The 18,069-nt window shown below is 59.9% G+C and carries 18 protein-coding genes; 16 read left to right on the top strand and 2 right to left on the bottom strand.

What is annotated here, in order from left to right; genetic code table 11:
* Positions 1-15 precede the first annotated feature (15 nt).
* The 9 genes from ectB to modC all read left to right on the top strand — a co-directional run bounded on the left by ectB (position 16) and on the right by modC (position 9,632).
* A complete protein-coding gene (ectB, locus tag N4A58_RS04310) occupies positions 16-1,302 on the top strand; it encodes a diaminobutyrate--2-oxoglutarate transaminase (RefSeq protein ID WP_092463699.1) in 1,287 nt (428 codons plus the stop codon).
* A gap of 6 nt (positions 1,303-1,308) precedes the next feature.
* Positions 1,309-1,701, top strand: coding sequence for an ectoine synthase (locus tag N4A58_RS04315; RefSeq protein ID WP_293708104.1), 393 nt, complete (start codon positions 1,309-1,311; stop codon positions 1,699-1,701).
* Between the two features lie 17 nt (positions 1,702-1,718).
* On the top strand, positions 1,719-3,143 hold the full coding sequence (locus tag N4A58_RS04320) for an aspartate kinase (RefSeq protein WP_293708105.1): 1,425 nt from the start codon (positions 1,719-1,721) through the stop codon (positions 3,141-3,143).
* A gap of 383 nt (positions 3,144-3,526) precedes the next feature.
* On the top strand, positions 3,527-5,983 hold the full coding sequence (gene nirB, locus N4A58_RS04325) for a nitrite reductase large subunit NirB (protein ID WP_293708106.1): 2,457 nt from the start codon (positions 3,527-3,529) through the stop codon (positions 5,981-5,983).
* The gene (gene nirD / locus N4A58_RS04330) at positions 5,980-6,324 is read left to right on the top strand and encodes a nitrite reductase small subunit NirD (RefSeq protein ID WP_293708107.1); all 345 of its coding nucleotides are present in this window, start codon (positions 5,980-5,982) and stop codon (positions 6,322-6,324) included. The genes nirB and nirD overlap by 4 nt, the downstream gene beginning before the upstream one ends.
* A gap of 343 nt (positions 6,325-6,667) precedes the next feature.
* Positions 6,668-7,039 carry a winged helix-turn-helix domain-containing protein gene (locus N4A58_RS04335; protein WP_293708108.1) on the top strand — a complete coding sequence of 124 codons (372 nt, stop codon included), beginning with the start codon at positions 6,668-6,670 and terminating at the stop codon, positions 7,037-7,039.
* Between the two features lie 90 nt (positions 7,040-7,129).
* Positions 7,130-7,885, top strand: a complete 756-nt coding sequence (gene modA, locus N4A58_RS04340; RefSeq protein ID WP_293708109.1) for a molybdate ABC transporter substrate-binding protein — start codon at positions 7,130-7,132, stop codon at positions 7,883-7,885.
* Complete coding sequence (gene modB, locus N4A58_RS04345; RefSeq protein ID WP_293708110.1) at positions 7,885-8,553, top strand: molybdate ABC transporter permease subunit; 669 nt, start codon at positions 7,885-7,887, stop codon at positions 8,551-8,553. The genes modA and modB overlap by 1 nt, the downstream gene beginning before the upstream one ends.
* A complete protein-coding gene (gene modC, locus N4A58_RS04350) occupies positions 8,550-9,632 on the top strand; it encodes a molybdenum ABC transporter ATP-binding protein (RefSeq protein WP_293708111.1) in 1,083 nt (360 codons plus the stop codon). The genes modB and modC overlap by 4 nt, the downstream gene beginning before the upstream one ends.
* A gap of 9 nt (positions 9,633-9,641) precedes the next feature.
* Here the strand turns inward: modC and N4A58_RS04355 are convergent, their stop codons facing one another.
* A complete protein-coding gene (locus N4A58_RS04355; RefSeq protein ID WP_293708112.1) occupies positions 9,642-10,403 on the bottom strand; it encodes an ion transporter in 762 nt (253 codons plus the stop codon).
* 108 nt (positions 10,404-10,511) lie between these two features.
* On the bottom strand, positions 10,512-11,630 hold the full coding sequence (ald, locus tag N4A58_RS04360; protein ID WP_293708113.1) for an alanine dehydrogenase: 1,119 nt from the start codon (positions 11,628-11,630) through the stop codon (positions 10,512-10,514).
* Positions 11,631-11,844: 214 nt separating this feature from the next.
* On the opposite strand from ald, the gene N4A58_RS04365 reads away from it, so the two are divergent.
* The 7 genes from N4A58_RS04365 (at position 11,845) to N4A58_RS04395 (ending at position 18,066) form a co-directional block, all read left to right on the top strand.
* The gene (locus N4A58_RS04365) at positions 11,845-12,693 is read left to right on the top strand and encodes a helix-turn-helix domain-containing protein (protein WP_072706193.1); all 849 of its coding nucleotides are present in this window, start codon (positions 11,845-11,847) and stop codon (positions 12,691-12,693) included.
* Positions 12,694-13,030: 337 nt separating this feature from the next.
* Positions 13,031-13,798 (top strand): SDR family NAD(P)-dependent oxidoreductase, encoded by a 768-nt coding sequence (locus N4A58_RS04370; RefSeq protein ID WP_293708114.1) that lies wholly within the window; start codon positions 13,031-13,033, stop codon positions 13,796-13,798.
* 15 nt (positions 13,799-13,813) lie between these two features.
* Entirely contained in the window at positions 13,814-14,587 is a 774-nt protein-coding gene (locus N4A58_RS04375; RefSeq protein ID WP_293708115.1) for a crotonase/enoyl-CoA hydratase family protein, read from the top strand.
* Between the two features lie 85 nt (positions 14,588-14,672).
* Positions 14,673-15,710, top strand: a complete 1,038-nt coding sequence (locus tag N4A58_RS04380; RefSeq protein ID WP_293708116.1) for a TRAP transporter substrate-binding protein — start codon at positions 14,673-14,675, stop codon at positions 15,708-15,710.
* Between the two features lie 3 nt (positions 15,711-15,713).
* Entirely contained in the window at positions 15,714-16,253 is a 540-nt protein-coding gene (locus N4A58_RS04385; protein WP_293708117.1) for a TRAP transporter small permease, read from the top strand.
* A complete protein-coding gene (locus tag N4A58_RS04390; RefSeq protein ID WP_293708118.1) occupies positions 16,253-17,575 on the top strand; it encodes a TRAP transporter large permease in 1,323 nt (440 codons plus the stop codon). The genes N4A58_RS04385 and N4A58_RS04390 overlap by 1 nt, the downstream gene beginning before the upstream one ends.
* A 14-nt stretch (positions 17,576-17,589) precedes the next feature.
* Positions 17,590-18,066 carry a MarR family transcriptional regulator gene (locus N4A58_RS04395; protein WP_072706378.1) on the top strand — a complete coding sequence of 159 codons (477 nt, stop codon included), beginning with the start codon at positions 17,590-17,592 and terminating at the stop codon, positions 18,064-18,066.
* Positions 18,067-18,069 lie beyond the last annotated feature (3 nt).

An 18,069-nucleotide genomic window follows, 5' to 3' on the forward strand; every position in this document is an offset into this window, starting at 1 on the left:
CAAAGGATTTTCCCCATGCCCAAAGACATGGCTACTGAACGTACGATCTATGAACGCCGCGAAAGCGGGGCACGTTCCTACTGCCGCGCCTTTCCTGCTTCGTTCACCGAGGCACGTGGCTCCGAAATCTTTACCGCTGACGGCAACCGCTACATTGACTTTCTCGCGGGCTGCTCTTCGCTGAACTACGGCCACAACGACGCCGACATGAAGGCCGCTCTGATCGAGCATATTGCTGGTGACGGCATCGCGCACGGTCTGGACCTGCACACCGATGCAAAGGGCGCGTTCCTGACCGCGTTTAACGATCACATTCTTGCGCCCCGCAAGATGGATCACCGCGTGATGTTCACCGGCCCGACCGGCGCGAACGCTGTTGAAGCGGCCATGAAAGTTGCGCGCAAAGTAACTGGTCGCACCAACATCATCTCGTTCACCAACGGCTTCCACGGTGTGACCATGGGCGCGCTGGCAGCAACCGGTAATGGCTACCACCGTGGTGGCGCTGGTATGGATAAGGCTGGCGTGACTCGCTTCCCCTTTGACGGCTACGCCGAAGGTGTGGACAGCGCCGCGCTCTTGGACCAGATGCTAAGCGACCCGTCGGGTGGCATCGACGCCCCCGCTGCGATCATGTTCGAAACAGTTCAAGGTGAAGGCGGCTTGAACCCGGCATCGGCGGACTGGGTTCGCAAGATGCAAGCGATCGCCCATAAGCACGGCGCATTGCTGATCATTGATGACATTCAGGCGGGTTGTGGCCGCACTGGCACTTTCTTCTCGTTTGATGAGATGGGCGTGCAGCCGGATATCGTCACCATGGCGAAATCGGTTTCGGGCTTTGGCCTGCCGATGGCGCTGATGTTGGTCCGTCCGCAGCACGACATCTTTGGCCCTGCCGAGCACAATGGCACCTTCCGTGGCAACACCCACGCCTTCGTCACCGCCCGTGTCGCGATCGAGAAATTCTGGGCCGATGATGCGTTCCAGACCGAGTTGGCCGAGAAGGCTGCTCTGATGACCGAAAAGCTGCAGCGCATCGCGGACCTTGTTCCTGGCGCCTACCTGAAGGGTCGCGGCCTGATGCAGGGTGTGGACGTTGGCTCGGGTGATCTGGCGTCGGACATCTGTGGCCGCGCCTATGAGAACGGCCTGATCGTCGAGACCTCGGGTCCGAATGACGAAGTGGTCAAGATCCTCGCGCCTTTGACGACCTCGAAAGAGCTGTTCGAAGAAGGCTTCGCGATCCTCGAGAAAGCGGCTCGCGACGTGCTGAACAACGCAAAGCTGGCAGCGGAGTAAGATATAATGATTGTGCGCGATTTTAACGAACTGAAGAAAACTGACCGCCACGTGGCTGACGCGCAGTGGACCTCGACCCGCATGCTTCTGGCGGATGATGGAATGGGCTTCTCGTTCCACATCACCATCCTCGAAGCGGGCTCGGAGCACACGTTCCACTACAAGCACCACTTCGAGAGCGTGTACTGCATGGCAGGCAAGGGCTCGATCACCGATATCGCCACCGGCGAGACCCACGAGATCAAGCCCGGCGTCATGTATGCCCTGAACCTGCACGACAAGCATATTCTGCGCGCCGAAGAAGAGCTGCACATGGCTTGCTGTTTTAACCCGCCCGTGACCGGCAAAGAGGTGCACCGTGAAGACGGCTCTTATGCCCCTGCCGAAGAGTTGGCGTAACAGCAGACAAGGATCTGATGACCTATACTGTCGAAAAAATCGGCGGGACCTCGATGTCTCGCGTGAACGAGTTGACCGAAACGCTGTTTATCCCGAACGGCGTCTCGGACGACATTTATGGCCGCATTTTCGTTGTCTCGGCGTTTGGTGGTATCACCAACCTGCTGCTGGAACATAAGAAAACCGGTGAGTCGGGCGTTTATGCTCGCTTTGCCGATGCGGATAATGATCACGGCTGGCATGATGCCCTGAGCCGCGTCGCGACTGAAATGCAGAAGGCACACGCAGCCGTTCTGGATCACTCGGCGGACATCGCGCAGGCAGATGCCTTTGTGTCAGAGCGTATCGCTGGTGCTCGCAACTGTCTGACCGACCTACAGCGTCTGTGCAGCTATGGCCACTTCCGCCTGTCGGAGCATATGCTGCACATCCGCGAACTGCTGTCTGGTTTGGGCGAGGCGCATTCGGCCTTTGTTACCAGTCTGATGTTGCAACGTCACGGCGTGAGCGCCCGTTTCGTGGATCTCTCTGGCTGGCGGGATCAGGGCGAAGTCTCGCTCGACGAACGCATCATGACCGCGATGAAAGACGTCGATCCCGCGACCGAGATGCCCATCGTGACCGGCTATGCCCAATGCGCCGAAGGCCTGATGCAGGAATTCGACCGTGGCTATTCCGAGGTGACGTTCTCGCGCATGGCAGCGCTGCTGCATGCCCGCGAAGCGATCATTCACAAAGAATTCCACTTGTCCTCCGCCGATCCCAAACTCGTTGGTGCAGGGGTGGCGCGCAAGTTGGGTCACACCAACTACGATGTGGCGGACCAGATGTCGAACATGGGGATGGAGGCGATCCACCCCAAGGCCGCGAAAACACTGCGCCAAGCTGATGTTCCTCTGCGTGTGGTGAATTGCTTTGACCCTGCCGATCCGGGCACCCTGATCGACGACCGTCCTGCAGAAAACGCAGCGGTCGAGATGATCACGGGTCTGGATATCGTGGCACTTGAGGTGTTTGAGCAGGACATGGTCGGGGTCAAAGGGTATGATGCTACCATTCTTGATGTGCTGACCCGTCACGGTGTCCGCATCGTGTCCAAGACCTCGAACGCGAACACGATCACGCACTACTTGGATGCCTCGCTCAAAACGATGCGCCGCGTAGAACGTGATCTGGCAGAGCGCTACCCGGGTGCCGAAGTCTCGGCCCGTCCGCTGTCCATGGCCTCGATCATTGGGCGTGACCTGCGCGGACTGTCGGTTCTGACCAAAGGTCTGCAAGCGTTGGCAAATTCCGGGATGGCTTGCCTTGGCGCGTCGCAAGGCCCGCGCAACGTCGACGTCCAGTTTATTCTGGAACGCGACGATCTGCAGCCCGCCATCAAGGCGCTGCACAAACAGCTGATCGAAGGCGTGACGCCGACCCTGAAGCAGGTCGCATAACAAAACGCCAAGTCCAACAGAGACATCAGGGGCCGCCGCGTGCGGCCCCTTTTGCGTGTTCAAAGGCGCAGCTGTTCATATTATGCATTGAAAATAGGCATTTCGGGGCTGCACGTCTGTCCAATTCCTGATTATGCGCTTGCGATATTGCGCATGCAGAAATTTCGGTCTATCCCGAAGTCAAGCGGGCGGCGTATCGCCCGACACCTTGGTCGCAACGGCGCGACTTTTTCCGATCTTAACCCGTCACGGGTTGCAGCAATGACGCTGTTTCTGGCCTCGCATCCCGAGGTCTTCGGAAACTCCTGAACTGATCCATGTTCCCATTGCTTCGGCCTGATCGCAGTCCTTTGGACGCTCGGCCACACGAACCGGAGAGTCTTATGACCAAGGCACGTCTTGTTATTGTTGGAAACGGTATGGCCCCTGGCCGGATGCTCGAACACCTGTTCGATCTGGCGGGCGATGCGTTCGACGTCACGATTTTCAACGCCGAACCCCGAGTGAACTACGACCGTATCATGCTGTCGCCCGTCCTGTCCGGCGAGAAGTCCTATGAGGACATCATCATTCACGGCGACGGCTGGTACGAAGAGCACGGGATCACGCTTCATCGCGGTGAAAAGGTCGTGAAGATCGACCGCGTGGGCAAGACCGTGACCTCCGAAGGCGGGATCGTCGCGCCCTATGACAAGCTGGTGCTGGCGACGGGCTCGAACCCCTTTATCATTCCTGTACCGGGCCATCAGCTGGACGGCGTTCTGGCCTACCGCGATCTGGATGACGTGGACGGCATGCTCAAGGCGGTTGAGCAGGGCGGCCGTGCGGTTGTCATCGGCGGCGGTCTCTTGGGCCTCGAGGCGGCGGCTGGCCTCAAGATGCGCGGCATGGACGTGACGGTTCTGCACCTGTTGCCCACCCTGATGGAGCGTCAGCTGGACCCCGCAGCGGGCTATCTGCTGCAAAAGGAACTCGAAGGACGCGGGATCGAAGTGCGCTGTGGTGCCAACACCAAGGCGATCCACGGCAATGGCAAGGTCGAGCAGGTCGAGCTGGAAGACGGCACGATCATCGACGCAACGCTGGTTGTGATGGCCGTGGGCATCCGCCCGAATGTGGAGCTGGCCAAAGAGTCCGGTCTCGACGTGAACCGCGGGATTGTGACCGACAGCGCCATGTGCACCTCGGACCCGGACATCTACTCGGTCGGTGAATGTGCCGAAGTGGGCGGCCGCGTCTACGGTCTGGTGGCCCCGCTGTATCAGATGGCGAAATCGGCAGCGCACCACCTGTGCAAGCTGGAAGACAACGATTTTGTCCACGCAGAAACACCGACCAAGCTGAAGGGCACCGGCGTAAATCTCTATTCCGTGGGCGAATTCGGCGACGGTCCCGATCTGGAAGACGTGGTTCTGCGCGACGCGAACCGTGGCACCTATCGCCGTGTGATCATGCGCGGCAATCAGGTGGTCGGCGCGGTGCTGTACGGCGATGTCACCGACGGCATGTGGTACAATGAAATGCTGAAGTCCGGTCAGGATATCAGCGAAATCCGCGATACCCTGATCTTTGGTCAAGCGCACCAAGGCGGCGCGGCGGCAGACCCGCTGGCAGCTGTGGCCAATCTGGCCGATGACGCGGAAATCTGTGGCTGTAACGGCATCTGCAAAGGCCAGATCGTCAAAACCATTCAGGACAAGGGCTTGACTTCGCTCGCCGAAGTGCGCGCCCACACCAAAGCCTCGGCCTCTTGCGGGACCTGTACCGGTCTTGTCGAAAGCGTGATGGCGATCACCCTTGGCGACGGCTACGCCAAGAAGGTCGAAGGCATGTGCGGCTGTACCGATCTGGGTCACGGCGATGTGCGCCGTCTGATCAAAGCCAAGGGCCTGAAATCGATCCCCGCGGTCATGCAGGAGCTGGAGTGGAAAACCTCTGGCGGCTGTGCAAAGTGCCGTCCGGCGCTCAACTACTACCTGCTTGCCGATTGGCCGGGCGAGTACAAAGACGACCAGCAGTCGCGCTTTATCAACGAACGCGTCCACGCCAACATCCAGAAAGACGGCACCTATTCCGTGGTGCCGCGGATGTGGGGCGGCATGACCACGTCGGACGAATTGCGGGCCATCGCGGATGTGGTCGACAAGTTTCAGATCCCAGATGTCAAAGTCACCGGCGGTCAGCGCATCGACCTCTTGGGCGTCAAGAAAGAGGATCTGCCCGCCGTTTGGGCCGACCTGAACGCCGCTGGCATGGTCTCGGGCCACGCTTATGCCAAGGGTCTGCGCACGGTCAAAACCTGTGTGGGCAGCACTTGGTGCCGCTTTGGCACGCAGGACTCCACCGGCCTCGGTATCAAGCTCGAGAAGTTCATGTGGGGCTCTTGGACACCCGCCAAGGTCAAGCTCGCGGTCACCGGTTGCCCCCGCAACTGCGCCGAAGCGACCTGCAAGGACATCGGCGTGATCTGCGTCGATAGCGGCTACGAGATCGTCTATGGCGGCGCGGCCGGTCTGCACATCCAAGGCACGACCAAACTGGGCACCGTGAAGACCGAAGAAGAGGTCATGGAGATCGCAGGCGCGATGACCCAGATGTACCGCGAACAGGGCTTCTATCTGGAGCGCATCTACAAGTGGGCGGACCGCGTGGGCTACGACACGGTCAAGGCCGCGATCTTTGACGATCTGGACAGCCGCCGCGCCTATAACGAGCGCTTCATCAATAGCCAGAAGTTCAGCCAGACCGACCCGTGGTCCGAGCGCGTGTCCGGCGTGGACAAGCACGAGTTCAACCCCTTGGCCGTGTTCGGCGAAGAAGCGATGGAGCCCGCAGAATGAACGCCCCTGTCACCGAAAGCCAGCTGGACTGGCGCCTGATCGGCACCATCGACGACGTGCCGCTCCAAGGCTCGCGCTGCGTGAAAAACGGCGAGACGACCATCGCGATCTTCCGCACCGCCAAGGATAAAATCTTCGCCCTCGAGGACAAATGCCCCCACAAAAACGGGCCTTTGTCGCAGGGTATCGTCCATGACGGTTGCGTGACGTGTCCGCTGCACAACTGGGTGATTTCGCTCGAGAGCGGGATGGCCCAAGGCGCGGACAGTGGCCAAACGGCCTCTTTTCCGGTTCGCGTCGAGGGGCGCGAGATCTATTTGAGTTTGTCGCCAAAGGTATGAGTTTTGCGGTGGAGGGGCCGCAACATTGTTCCACAAAAACAAGAACAAGGGACGAGTGAGGTGACATGGCGATCCTGCCCCGAGGGGCGGGATCGCCTCTTTTTCTCGCGCCGTTTGATCGGCTCAATGGGAAAAGGATACTCGTTACAGGCGATTTCACGGGCTTTTTGAGTGTCGAGGTCTGGCAAACTTCCCGCGATTTCACCGACACGTTGGGTAGCGTACCGATAGACCGCCAACGTTTCAGAGATGCGACAAAGCTAACGATCCAAACAAATAAAATGCCACCGAGCGCAAATCATTATCGGATAGCGTTTTTGCGCGGTTCGGCTAGTCTTGCGATATGGACAGTGAAACCGAACGCCCCGCGCTCCGTCTAAGAATTGTGTTTGGCCAAGATGCGATGCTTGGACCGGGCAAAGCAGAATTGCTTGAGCGGATTGATCGCACGGGCTCTATCTCTGCGGCCGGTCGCGAGATGGGGATGAGTTACAAGCGGGCCTGGCTGCTTGTGGGGACGATGAACACGATGTTTCGCGAACCTGTCGTGCATAGCGCGCGAGGGGGCAGCAACGGGGGCGGGGCGACATTGACGCCGCTGGGGGCCGAGGTGCTGCGGCTCTATCGTGCTGTGGAAACGACCGCGAGCGCCTCCGGGGCCGAAGATATCAACCGGCTGCACGGCTTGCTCGCGGATATGGCCACTGGAAAATAACGGTTGACGGGCTCTTGTTTGGATGGCGTTATTTCCGGCGGGGAATATTGAAAGGAATGCGTCTTGGGGCTGACACGCAGAGAATTCGGAATGCTTGGGCTGGCAGCTGCGGCTTTTGGCCAGACGGCCGACGCCTCTGACATGCCGGTCATTGCCGTCGCGTCCGATCTGTCCTTTGCGATCGCTGATCTGCAAGAGCATTTCACCCAGAAGTCGGGTCATGGGTTGCGCATCACTTTGGGCGCGACGGGCAACTTCGCGCGGCAGATCAGGGCAGGGGCGCCGTATCAGATGTTCATGGCGGCAGACGAAACCTTTGTGCAGGATTTGGCCGCTGACGGTCTGACGCGTGACGCTGGCACGCTGTATGCCGAAGGCAGGGTATCGCTCATCGCGCCGTCAGGTTCTGTTCTAAAGCCGGACGGAACCCTGAACGATCTACGGACCGCGTTAGAGGGCGGCCGCGTAACCCGTTTTGCCATCGCGAACCCAGAGCATGCCCCTTACGGTCAGCGCGCGAAAGAAGCCCTGCAGCACGCCGGCCTGTGGGAGGCGATCCAGCCGCACTTGATCCTTGGCGAGAATGTAGCTCAAGCCGCGCAGTTTGCGGTGTCCGGCAATGCCGATGGGGGATTGATTGCGCATTCGTTGGCTTTGGCGCCTGAACTGAAGGCGCGGGGCCAATCCGATCTGATCGCGGCAGACTGGCACAATCCGTTGCTGCAACGCATGGTGCTTTTGCCCTCGGCGGGGCCAGAGGCCGAAGCATTCTATGCCTACGTCCAGTCCCCAGAGGCCAAAGAGATCCTCGCGACCTATGGCTTTTCCCTGCCGCAGGGGGGCTGATGGACTGGACGGCGCTCTTTCTGTCTCTGCGTCTGGCGGGGTGGACGGTTGTCCTGCTGCTGCCCGTCGCCGTGATCATGGGCCGGGTGCTGGCCTATCAAAGCTTTCGCGGCAAAGGATTGTTCGAGGCGCTCGTGATGCTGCCGCTGGTCCTGCCGCCCACGGTGTTCGGCTATTACCTTTTGGTGGTGCTGGGGCGCGGTGCCCCGATTGGGGATTTCTGGCAGCAGACGTTTGGTCAGCCCTTGGTCTTTAGTTTCGAAGGGCTCGTGCTGGCCTCGGTCATCTTTAATCTGCCGTTTGCGATCCAGCCCGCGCAGCGCGGGTTCGAAGCTGTCCCGCAAGATATTCGCGAGGCCGCGGCCTGTTGTGGTATGTCGCCGTGGCGCAGTCTGTTGCAGGTCGAGTTGCCCTTGGCTTGGCCAGGTTTGATGACTGCGATGGTCCTGACGTTTGCGCATACCCTTGGGGAGTTCGGGATTGTGCTGATGGTAGGTGGGTCCATTCCGGGCGAGACGCGCACCATCGCGATTGCGATCTATGACCGTGTCCAGGCCTTTGACTATGATGGCGCGGCTGTTATGTCGGCGGTGCTTGTGGGGATTTCGCTGTTCACCATTGGGATCACCTACTTGCTGTCTGCACGCGTGGGGCGGCGCTTGTCATGAGCCTGAGCTTTTCGGCAAAAGCCATTGCGCCCATCCCGCTTGATCTGTCGTTCGAGGCCAAGGAAGGCGAGGTTCTGGCGTTAGTTGGCCATTCTGGGTCGGGCAAGACCACCATTCTGCGTACAATTGCCGGGCTCTGGGCCCCGCAGGACGCCGAGGTTCTGTGCAGCGGGGCAACGTGGCTTCGCACTGCGTCAGGGGTTGATGTTCCGGCCCATCGTCGGCGAGTCGGGGTGGTTTTCCAGAATTACGCACTGTTTCCCCATATGACGGCCAAGCAGAATGTGATGTCCGCGATGCCGGCCACTGTCCGCGACAAATCTAGCGCCGCATTGGATTGGCTGGCGCGGGTGAACCTGCCGGATATGGCGGGACGCAAACCAGCCGAGCTGTCAGGCGGGCAGCAGCAGCGCGTGGCCTTGGCGCGGGCCTTGGCGCGTGCGCCGGATGTCCTGCTTTTGGATGAACCTTTCTCTGCAGTGGACCGCGTTACGCGGGAACGGCTGCATGCAGAGCTGATCGCGCTGCGCTCTGATCTATCGATGCCTGTTATTTTGGTCACTCACGACATGGCCGAGGCCCAAGCGCTGGCCGACCAAATGGTTGTGATCGATCAAGGGCGGGTGATCCGCCAAGGCCCCACAGCCGAGGTTATGTCTGATCCAGCGGCGCTTCGCGCGATGGGGCTGCGGGATCTGGCATCCTTGCTGACGGCGCGTGTCTCTGCGCACGACGACGATGGTCTGACACAGTTGGAAACGGCGACGGGCCCCATTTGGCTACCGCGCGTCAAAGCAGAGGTCGGAACGACCCTGCGTGTCCGCGTTCTGGCGCACGAAGTCATCTTGTCCCGCGCTCGCCCCGAGGGGCTGTCGGCGCAGAACATCCTGCCCGCCGTCGTGGATCGCATCGTCTCTGGCGAAGGGCCCGGCGTGATCGTGCACCTTGCGATTGGCGGGGACGAGGTTCTGGCGCGGATCACCAGACGCGCCGCGCGTGATCTGGAGCTGGCTGTCGGCCAGCCCTGTCACATGGTTTTGAAATCCATGTCGGTCGCCCGAGACCACGTGCGCGGATAACGCCCGCCCTCAGACGTTCCCTTCGGTTTCGATATGGATCACCGTCCCGCAATGCTTGCAGTGGACCGCATCCGCGTCGTGCAGCACCAGCCCGCACACATCGCATTCCTGGCGCACTTTGGACGGACGGAACAGTACTTGGAGCAAGCGCAAGAACAGCGTCACGCCAAAGATCATAACCAAAACCGACAGGAGCCGCCCCCATGGCCCGCCGAGCGTGATGTCCCCAAATCCGGTCGTGGTCAGGGTCGTGACCGTGAAATATAGCGCGTCAACGTAATTTCGGATCTCTGGATTGATGCCGTACTGGGTGGCATAGATCAGGCCCGTCATGATGAACAGGAATACACCCAAGTTCATTGACGATAGAATGATGTCCTCGTTCTTGCGGAAATAGCCAAAGTCCTGACGCAGCCGCGCCAACGTCTGATAGGTATGCAGCAGTCGCAGCGTACGCAGCACGCGCAGGAACCCAAGGCCTTCGCCCGCGATGGGTGCCAGAAAGGACACGACGGACACGATGTCAGCCCATGTAGACAAGCGCGTCAGGTAGCGGCTCTTGTGACGTTCGATCCACAAGCGCACGATAAAATCGGCAAGGATCAGGATGCCAAAGACCACGTCTATCGCCTCGATGAGCGGGGTGTGCGTAAAGAAAGACGTGACCACTACGAACCCGATCGTCACAAGGTCGAAGATCAACAGAATATAGCGAAAGGTGTGCGCGGCGTGGCTGTCGCCTTCGTACAAGGCGCGGATGCGGTCCAACACGAGTCTGCCTCTTGGGTTGTTTGCCAAAGAGTTGCATATGGTCAGACCAAGAGCCAGAGGGCCAGATCACGCGGCCCGCACCCTGATACGGATGCGGGCCGGTTTTGGTCAGAGTTGCGCCAGCATGTCGGCGGCAGGCGTGTAGGGCAGGTCCTGCGCCACGGCGACGGGCTCGCAGGTCACAACCCCTTTGGCGACGTTCAGGCCGTTCAACAGGTGGGGGTCACGGCGCAACGCCTCGGCCACACCCAGATCCGCCAGTTGTAGCAGATGGGGCAGGGTGGCGTTGTTAAGCGCATAGGTCGAGGTGCGGGCCACGGCGCCGGGCATGTTGGCAACGCAGTAGTGCACGATGCCTTCCTCGATATAGATCGGATCGGCATGTGTGGTTGCGCGCGAAGTCTCGAAGCAGCCGCCTTGGTCGATCGCCACGTCCACAAGAACCGCGCCGGGCTGCATGGTTTTCAGCATCTCTCGAGTGACCAGCTTGGGGGCCGCTGCGCCGGGGATCAGGACCGCTCCGACAACGACATCCGCATCCTTGATTGCAGCTTCGAGCAGGCTTTGGCTCGAATACACTGTCTTGACCGCGCCGCCGAACTGCTGGTCGATGCTCTCGAGCACGTCATTCGACCGGTCCAGAATGGTAACATCCGCGCCAAGGCCAACTGCCATCTGCGCCGCGTTTCGGCCGACAACACCGCCGCCGATGATCACAATCTTGCCCGGTGCTACACCCGGCACACCGCCAAGCAGAACGCCGCGACCGCCCTTGGCCTTTTCCAGCGCGGCCGCTCCGGCCTGCACGGACATCCGGCCGGCAACCTGCGACATCGGCTTCAGCAAGGGCAAGCCGCCGCGCGCAGAGGTGACCGTTTCATAGGCGATGCAGGTCGCACCAGAGGCGATCAGGTCATTGGTCTGGGGTGCGTCAGGGGCAAGGTGCAGATAAGTGTAGAGCGTCTGGTCCGCGCGCAGGCGTTTGCGCTCAACCTCTTGGGGCTCTTTGACCTTGACGATGATGTCAGCAGTCTCGAAGACCTCGTCCACGCTCGCAATGGTCGCGCCTGCGGCGATGTAAGCGTTATCGCTGGCGCCGATGCCATCGCCTGCGCCAGTTTCCATGGTCACACTATGTCCGTGTGCCACAAGCTCGGCCGCGCTTTCGGGCGTCAAGCCGACGCGGTATTCGTGGTTCTTGATTTCTTTGGGGCAACCGATACGCATTGTATTCTCCTGAATTCGCGTTGCCTTAATCATGCGCTTGATTGCCGCGTATGAGTTTCGAATGCTGGTCTGATTGGCGGGTTTTTACGAAGAAGTTTGCGTATCTAACGCTCAGTGTCGATGAATATTGCGTAGATTTGTTTCTGCGCCGCAGTATGGCCCGCTCGTGGATTCGCAGATTGTCGCTTTGTGTGCCTTCTGGCACATTTCACGCATGACCAGCGCTCATCCCATCCCCTCCTTTAACCTGTTCGGGGAAACCACCGTGTTTCCGGATGTGGTGCATTGCGAGCAGTACTTCGACCGCGCTGCCCAACATGATTGGGCGATTTCAGCGCACCGGCATGACCAGATGGCGCAGCTGTTCGTGATGGACGAAGGGAGCGCCGAAGTCTCGCTCGATGGTGCGACGCGGCACCTGAACACAGGCTGGTATCTCTTTGTGCCGCCCCACGTGGTACACGGGTTTAACTTTACCCGTGGGTCCCAAGGTGTGGTGATCTCTTTTCCAACCAGTGTGTTTCTGGGGTTGGCAGGCGAGGGCGGTCAGATCACGAGCGCGCTGTCGCGGCCCTTCTTGGGGCAGATCACGCCAGAGATTGGCAACCTGTGTTCCGTGCTCTCGACCTTGTTTGCGGGGCGCGGGGCATTCAGAGCGCAGAGCCTTGTATCCTCGGCGCAGGCGATCCTGTCGTTGGTGGCCGAGGCCAGTCCGGTGGAACTGGGGGATGGCGCGGATGACCGACTCAAGCGACTCGATGCCCTGATTGCTGCGCACATGTCCGAGGGGTGGAGTGCCCGAGATTACGCCGACGCGCTGTCAATTACGACCGGCCATTTGAGTCGGCTGTGCCGCAACGCGACGGGGCAGGGTGCAGCAGTGTATATCGAGGCCGCGATGATGGCAGAGGCCCGCAGGCTGCTGGCCTTCACGCGGTTGCAGGTGTCCGAAGTGGGATACAGGCTTGGGTTTTCCGACCCCTCCTACTTCTCGAAACGGTTCAAAGCCAAAGAGGGTCTGACCCCGCTCGCTTACAAAGCTCGTTTCGCGCCAGAGGTGTGATCCGCGCACCAGTTTGCCCTCAGGAAGTTGTAATCAGTGCGTGTTTTGTGGCTGCTTTTTCAGTCACTTATTCGCTTTTTCGCGATGGGCTGATCTGCGGACGCCCTTCCTCTTATGCTTGATCGGCATGCACGAAAACTACCAGACTGCGCTCAGTTCCTCTATTTTCAATATATGTTTTCTCGGCCACCCTCTGCGTCAGGAGGAGTGTCTGCCATTCGTAATTCGGCTTTGTGTGTAAGGGGTGCGTTGGCTGACGGGAACGTGAAGAGTGGATAATTGTTCATTGACAGAACAATTAATTCCATGACACGTTTCAGGCAACGGGAGGACATTCATGGATATCAAGGGCAAAGTAGCGCTTGTCACCGGTGGTGGCAGCGGACTTGGAGAGGCAACCGCGCGCCGTCTGGCCGCCGCAGGGGCCAAAGTCGCCGTCGTCGATCTGTCGCAAGAGCGCGCCGACGCTGTGGCCAATAGCATCGGCGGCGTGGGCATCGCAGCGGACGTGTCGAATGCGGAGCAGGTCGAGGCAGGCTTTGCCAAAGCGGCCGAGGTTTTGGGCGCAACCCCAGCAATTGTTGTCAGTTGCGCAGGGATCGGGACCGCGTCGCGTATTCTGCCGAGGGATGGATCGCTGACCATCGACAGCTTTGCCTTGGCCCTGAAAGTCAACCTATTGGGCACTTATACCGTCCTGAATATCGCGGCCCGCGAGATGGCCAAGGTCGATCCGCTGGACGAAGATGGCTCGCGCGGTGTGATCATCAATACCTCGTCGGTCGCGTTCGAGGATGGCCAGATCGGGCAGGCGGCGTATTCGGCGTCCAAGGGGGGCGTCGCCTCGATGACCTTGCCTGCCGCACGTGAGCTGGCGCGCTTTGGCATCCGCGTGGTGGCCATCGCACCCGGCCTGTTCGAGACCGCCATGAGCGCCGGACTGCCCGACGACATTCGCGCCGAGATTTGCAAAAGCATTCCGTTCCCCAGCCGGATGGGCATGCCTGATGAGTACGCGCGTCTGGTCGAGCAAACCGTCGAAAATTCCATGCTGAACGGCACTGTCATCCGTCTGGATGCCTCTGCCCGTATGCCAGCCAAGTAAGAAGAAAGAACATCGATGTCTCAGAGCACCGAATACCTGAAGGTCGAGATTGATGGCGCGATCGCCACTCTGACCATGAACCGCCCCGGCAAGCGCAACGCGATGTGCGACGAGTTGCTGGACGCGATTGACGCGTTTTTCTCGAACCCGCCCGAGGGCGTGCGCGTCGTCATCCTGACCGGCACCGAAGGGCACTACTGCTCGGGCCTCGACCTGTCCGAGCATGTGGCTCGCAATGCCGAAGGCACCATGCGCCACAGCCGCAACTGGCACCGCGTGATGGACCTGATCCAGTTCAGCGGTCTGCCTGTCATCTCGGCTATGTATGGCGCGGTGATCGGTGGCGGTTTGGAGATGGCAACCAGCACACACGTGCGGATCGCCGAACCCAGCACGATCTTCCAGCTGCCCGAAGGCATGCGCGGCATCTTTGTCGGCGGCGGCGCGACTGTGCGCGTGGGACGTATCCTTGGGGCCGACCGCATGTGCGAGATGATGCTGACGGGCCGCAAGTACAACGCCGAAGAAGGCTTCACTCTGGGCCTGACGCACTACTCGGTTGGCGAAGGTGAGGCGATGCCACTGGCCCGCAAGCTGGCCGCGAAGATCGCGAAAAACGCGAGCCTGTCCAACTACATGATGATCAACGCGATCAGCCGGATCAACGACATGTCCAAGGCTGACGGGCTGTTCACCGAAAGCCTGTGCGCTGCGGTGTCCCAGACCAGCGAAGATGCAGAAGAGGGCTTGAAAGCCTTCCTCGAAAAGCGTGCGCCGGTCTTCCGGTAACGCCACGAGATTTGTCCGTCCCAAAGAGGAGGGGGCGGACACACAGATTTCATTCGACCCACAGGACGATAGGGAGGCCCTGAGAATGACGAACTTTACCCGCCGTAGCATGATGGCAACCATGGGTGCCGCACTGGCAACCCCTGCGCTTCTGTCGCGCGCCAACGCTGCCGAAATCACCCTGCGTTTGCACCACTTCCTGCCCGCCGTGGCACCGATGCAGAGCAAGTTCTTTGAACCGTGGGCGGCCGAGCTGAAAGAAGCGTCGAACGGTGCGATTGACGTGCAGATGTTCCCCTCGATGCAGCTGGGTGGCAAGCCGCCGCAGTTGGCAGACCAGACACGTCAGGGCATCTGCGACATCGCATGGACCCTGCCTGTCTACACCCCCGACCGTTTCCCCGTTGCCGAAACCATGGCGCTGCCCTTCATGGTCAAGAACGCCGAGAAGACGTCGGTTGTCATGCAGACCCTGATGGATGAGTTCGGCGAAGGCGAATACAGCGGCATGAAGACGCTGGCCTTCCACACCCACGATGGCGGTAAACTTCACACCCGCGGCGGTCCTGTCACCAGCACCGCTGACCTTCAGGGTCTGAAGCTGCGCGCACCGAACCAGGCGACCGGCGAAATGCTGACCGCGCTGGGGGCCGAGGTTGTCTTCTTCCCCGTGACCGAAATGGTTGTTGGTTTGTCGAACGGTGTGATTGACGGCTGCTGTCTACCATACGAGGTTGTGCCCGCGTTCAAACTGCAAGAACTGACCAGCACCACGTCGCAGCCTGCGGCTGGATCGCGCGGCCTGTACTGCAACACCTTCTCTCTGGTGATGAACCAGCGTTCGTACGACAAGATGTCGCCCGACGTCCAGAAAGTGATCGACGATCACTCGGGCATGGCGCTGTCCCAGCGCATCGGCAAGCAGTTCGACGAATTCGAAGCCTTTGGCAAATCGGTCGTGGAAAAGCAGGGCAACACCATCGCGGAAATCCCCGCCGAGACCATCGCGGAATGGCAGGAAAAGGCGATGCCGATCCACGAGGCTTGGGTGCAGAAGCTCAACGATCGTGGTCTGGACGGTGCCGCCATTCTGGCCCGCGCAAACGAACTGCTGGACGCATAAGTCATGGCAGAACGCCTCGAAAACGAGGACTGGCAAGGGGTCCAAGGCCCCTTGTTCAAGATCCTGCGCCCCATTTGTTGGACCTCGGCCGGTATCGGCGGGTTGGCGATCTTCGGGGCGGCGATTGTGGTGACCGCGTCTGTCATCATGCGAAATCTGGGTCTCGGCGGTGTGCGCGGGGACTTCGAATTGGTCGAGTTGGTCTGCGCGGCCTGTGCGTCCCTATTCTTGCCTCTCTGCCAGTTGAACAAAGGGCATGTGATGGTGGATCTGTTCACCGCGTGGATGCCTTTCAAGGCGCAGCGTCGCTTGGACGGGATTTGGACCCTGCTGTTTGCCTTTGTCTGGGGTCTACTCTGCTGGCGCCTGTCGATCGGGCTCGAGGAAATCCACAGCTACGGTGACAAGACCATGCTGCTGCGGGCGCCTGTCTGGTGGGTCTATGTACCTGCAGTCTTTGGTACCGCGCTGTCGGCGATCGTAGCCTTTGCCATGAGCCTGCCGATGATCTTTTCATCCATGCGCGGAATGGAGCGAACCTGATGGACGCGACGGTAATTGCAACAATCATGGTGATCGTCCTCTTGCTGGCGATCTTCATTCGCATGCCTATCGCGCTGGCGATGGGGGCTGTGGGCGCTGTGGGCTATTCGGTTCTGGCCAGCCCCTATGCCTTGATGGCGTATTTCAATACCGCGTGGGTCGACAAGTTCATGTCCTATGAACTGGCGATTGTGCCGCTGTTCATCCTGATGGGCCATTTGGCGACCCGCACCGGTATCTCTGGCGCGATCTTCCAAGCGTCAAACGCGTGGATTGGTCACTTCCGTGGCGGTCTGGCGATGGCGGCTGTGGCAGGCTGTGCGATGTTCGGTTCGATCTCTGGCTCGTCGCTGGCGACTGCCTCGACCATGGCTAAAGTCGCGCTGCCGGAGATGCGCAAGCATGGTTATTCGGGCGCTCTGTCCTCGGGGTCTCTCGCGGCAGGGGGTACACTGGGTATTCTGATCCCGCCCTCGGTGGTGCTCATCATCTATGCTCTGCTGACCGAACAGAACATCGTAAAGCTGTTCTTGGCCGCGACGATCCCCGGCATTCTGGCTGTGATCGGCTTCTTCATCGCGATCATGGTTTACGTGCGTCTCTATCCCGAAGAGGGCCCGACCCACGAGAAGGCAGACTTCAAAACCCGCCTGAAATCTCTGGGTGAAATCTGGCACGTGGTCGCGATCTTTGTGGTGGTGCTTGGCGGTATCTACGGTGGCTTCTTCACTCCGGCCGAGGGCGCGTCTGTCGGCGTGGTGATGACACTGGCCGTGGGTCTGTTCAAAGCAGGCCTGAGCTTCCGTGAACTCATGGACTGCCTGATTGACACAGCCGGTTCGACCGCGATGATCTTTGCCATCGTGTTCGGTGCGGACATCTTCAACGTGGCGCTTGCGCTCAGCCAGATGCCTGCCGAAGTGGCCGACTACTTCCGTAATGCGGACATCGCGCCGATGACGGTGATGCTGGGAATGATCGTGTTCTACCTGATCATGGGCTGCGTCATGGACAGCTTGTCGATGATCCTCTTGACCGTGCCGGTGTTCTTTCCGACCGTAATGGCGCTGGACTTTGGCTTGATGCCGGAACAGCAGGCCATGTGGTTCGGGATTATCACGCTGGTGGTCGTCGAGATGGGCTTGATCACGCCACCTGTCGGGATGAACCTGTTCGTGATCTCGGCCATGGCCAAGGATATTCCGACCGGTCAGATATTCCGCGGAACGACCCCGTTCATCATCGCAGAGTTCTGCCGGATCGCGCTACTGGTCAGCTTTCCAGCGCTCAGCTATTGGCTGGTCGCCATAGTGGCCGGCTAAGCAGGAGAAGGATGATGGCGAAAGTGGCACGGAAACAGACTGCAGCGGCACCCGCTCCGAATGACGAAGTTCTGCGTCAATTCTACGGCTACAGCTTGAAGCACAGCTACCTGCTGATCCGCGATGACATGATCCAGACGATCGAACCTTTGGGGCTGCGTGTGGCGACGTTTTCTGCGCTCGCCATCATCAACGCCCATCCAGACATCACCCAGACCCAGCTGGCGCAGGCACTGCGTATCGAACGGTCTGGCGTGGTGGTGCTGGTGGACGAGTTGGAAAATGCCGATCTGATCGGGCGCAATCGCGTCCCGGGTGACCGGCGCTCCTATGCTTTGCGGGCCACGCTCGCGGGGCAGAAGCTCTGGAAAAAGGCGGTAGCGACCGTGCACGAACATGAACGTGTGATGCTGTCGGCCCTGACCGAAGACGAGCAAAAGACATTGAAAGACCTGTTGTGGCGCATCGGCGCTACGGAACAATCCGACTAAGGG

Origin of the sequence: Donghicola sp., from assembly GCF_025210255.1 — a bacterium.
GTDB classification, from domain to species: Bacteria; Pseudomonadota; Alphaproteobacteria; order Rhodobacterales; family Rhodobacteraceae; genus Donghicola; species Donghicola eburneus.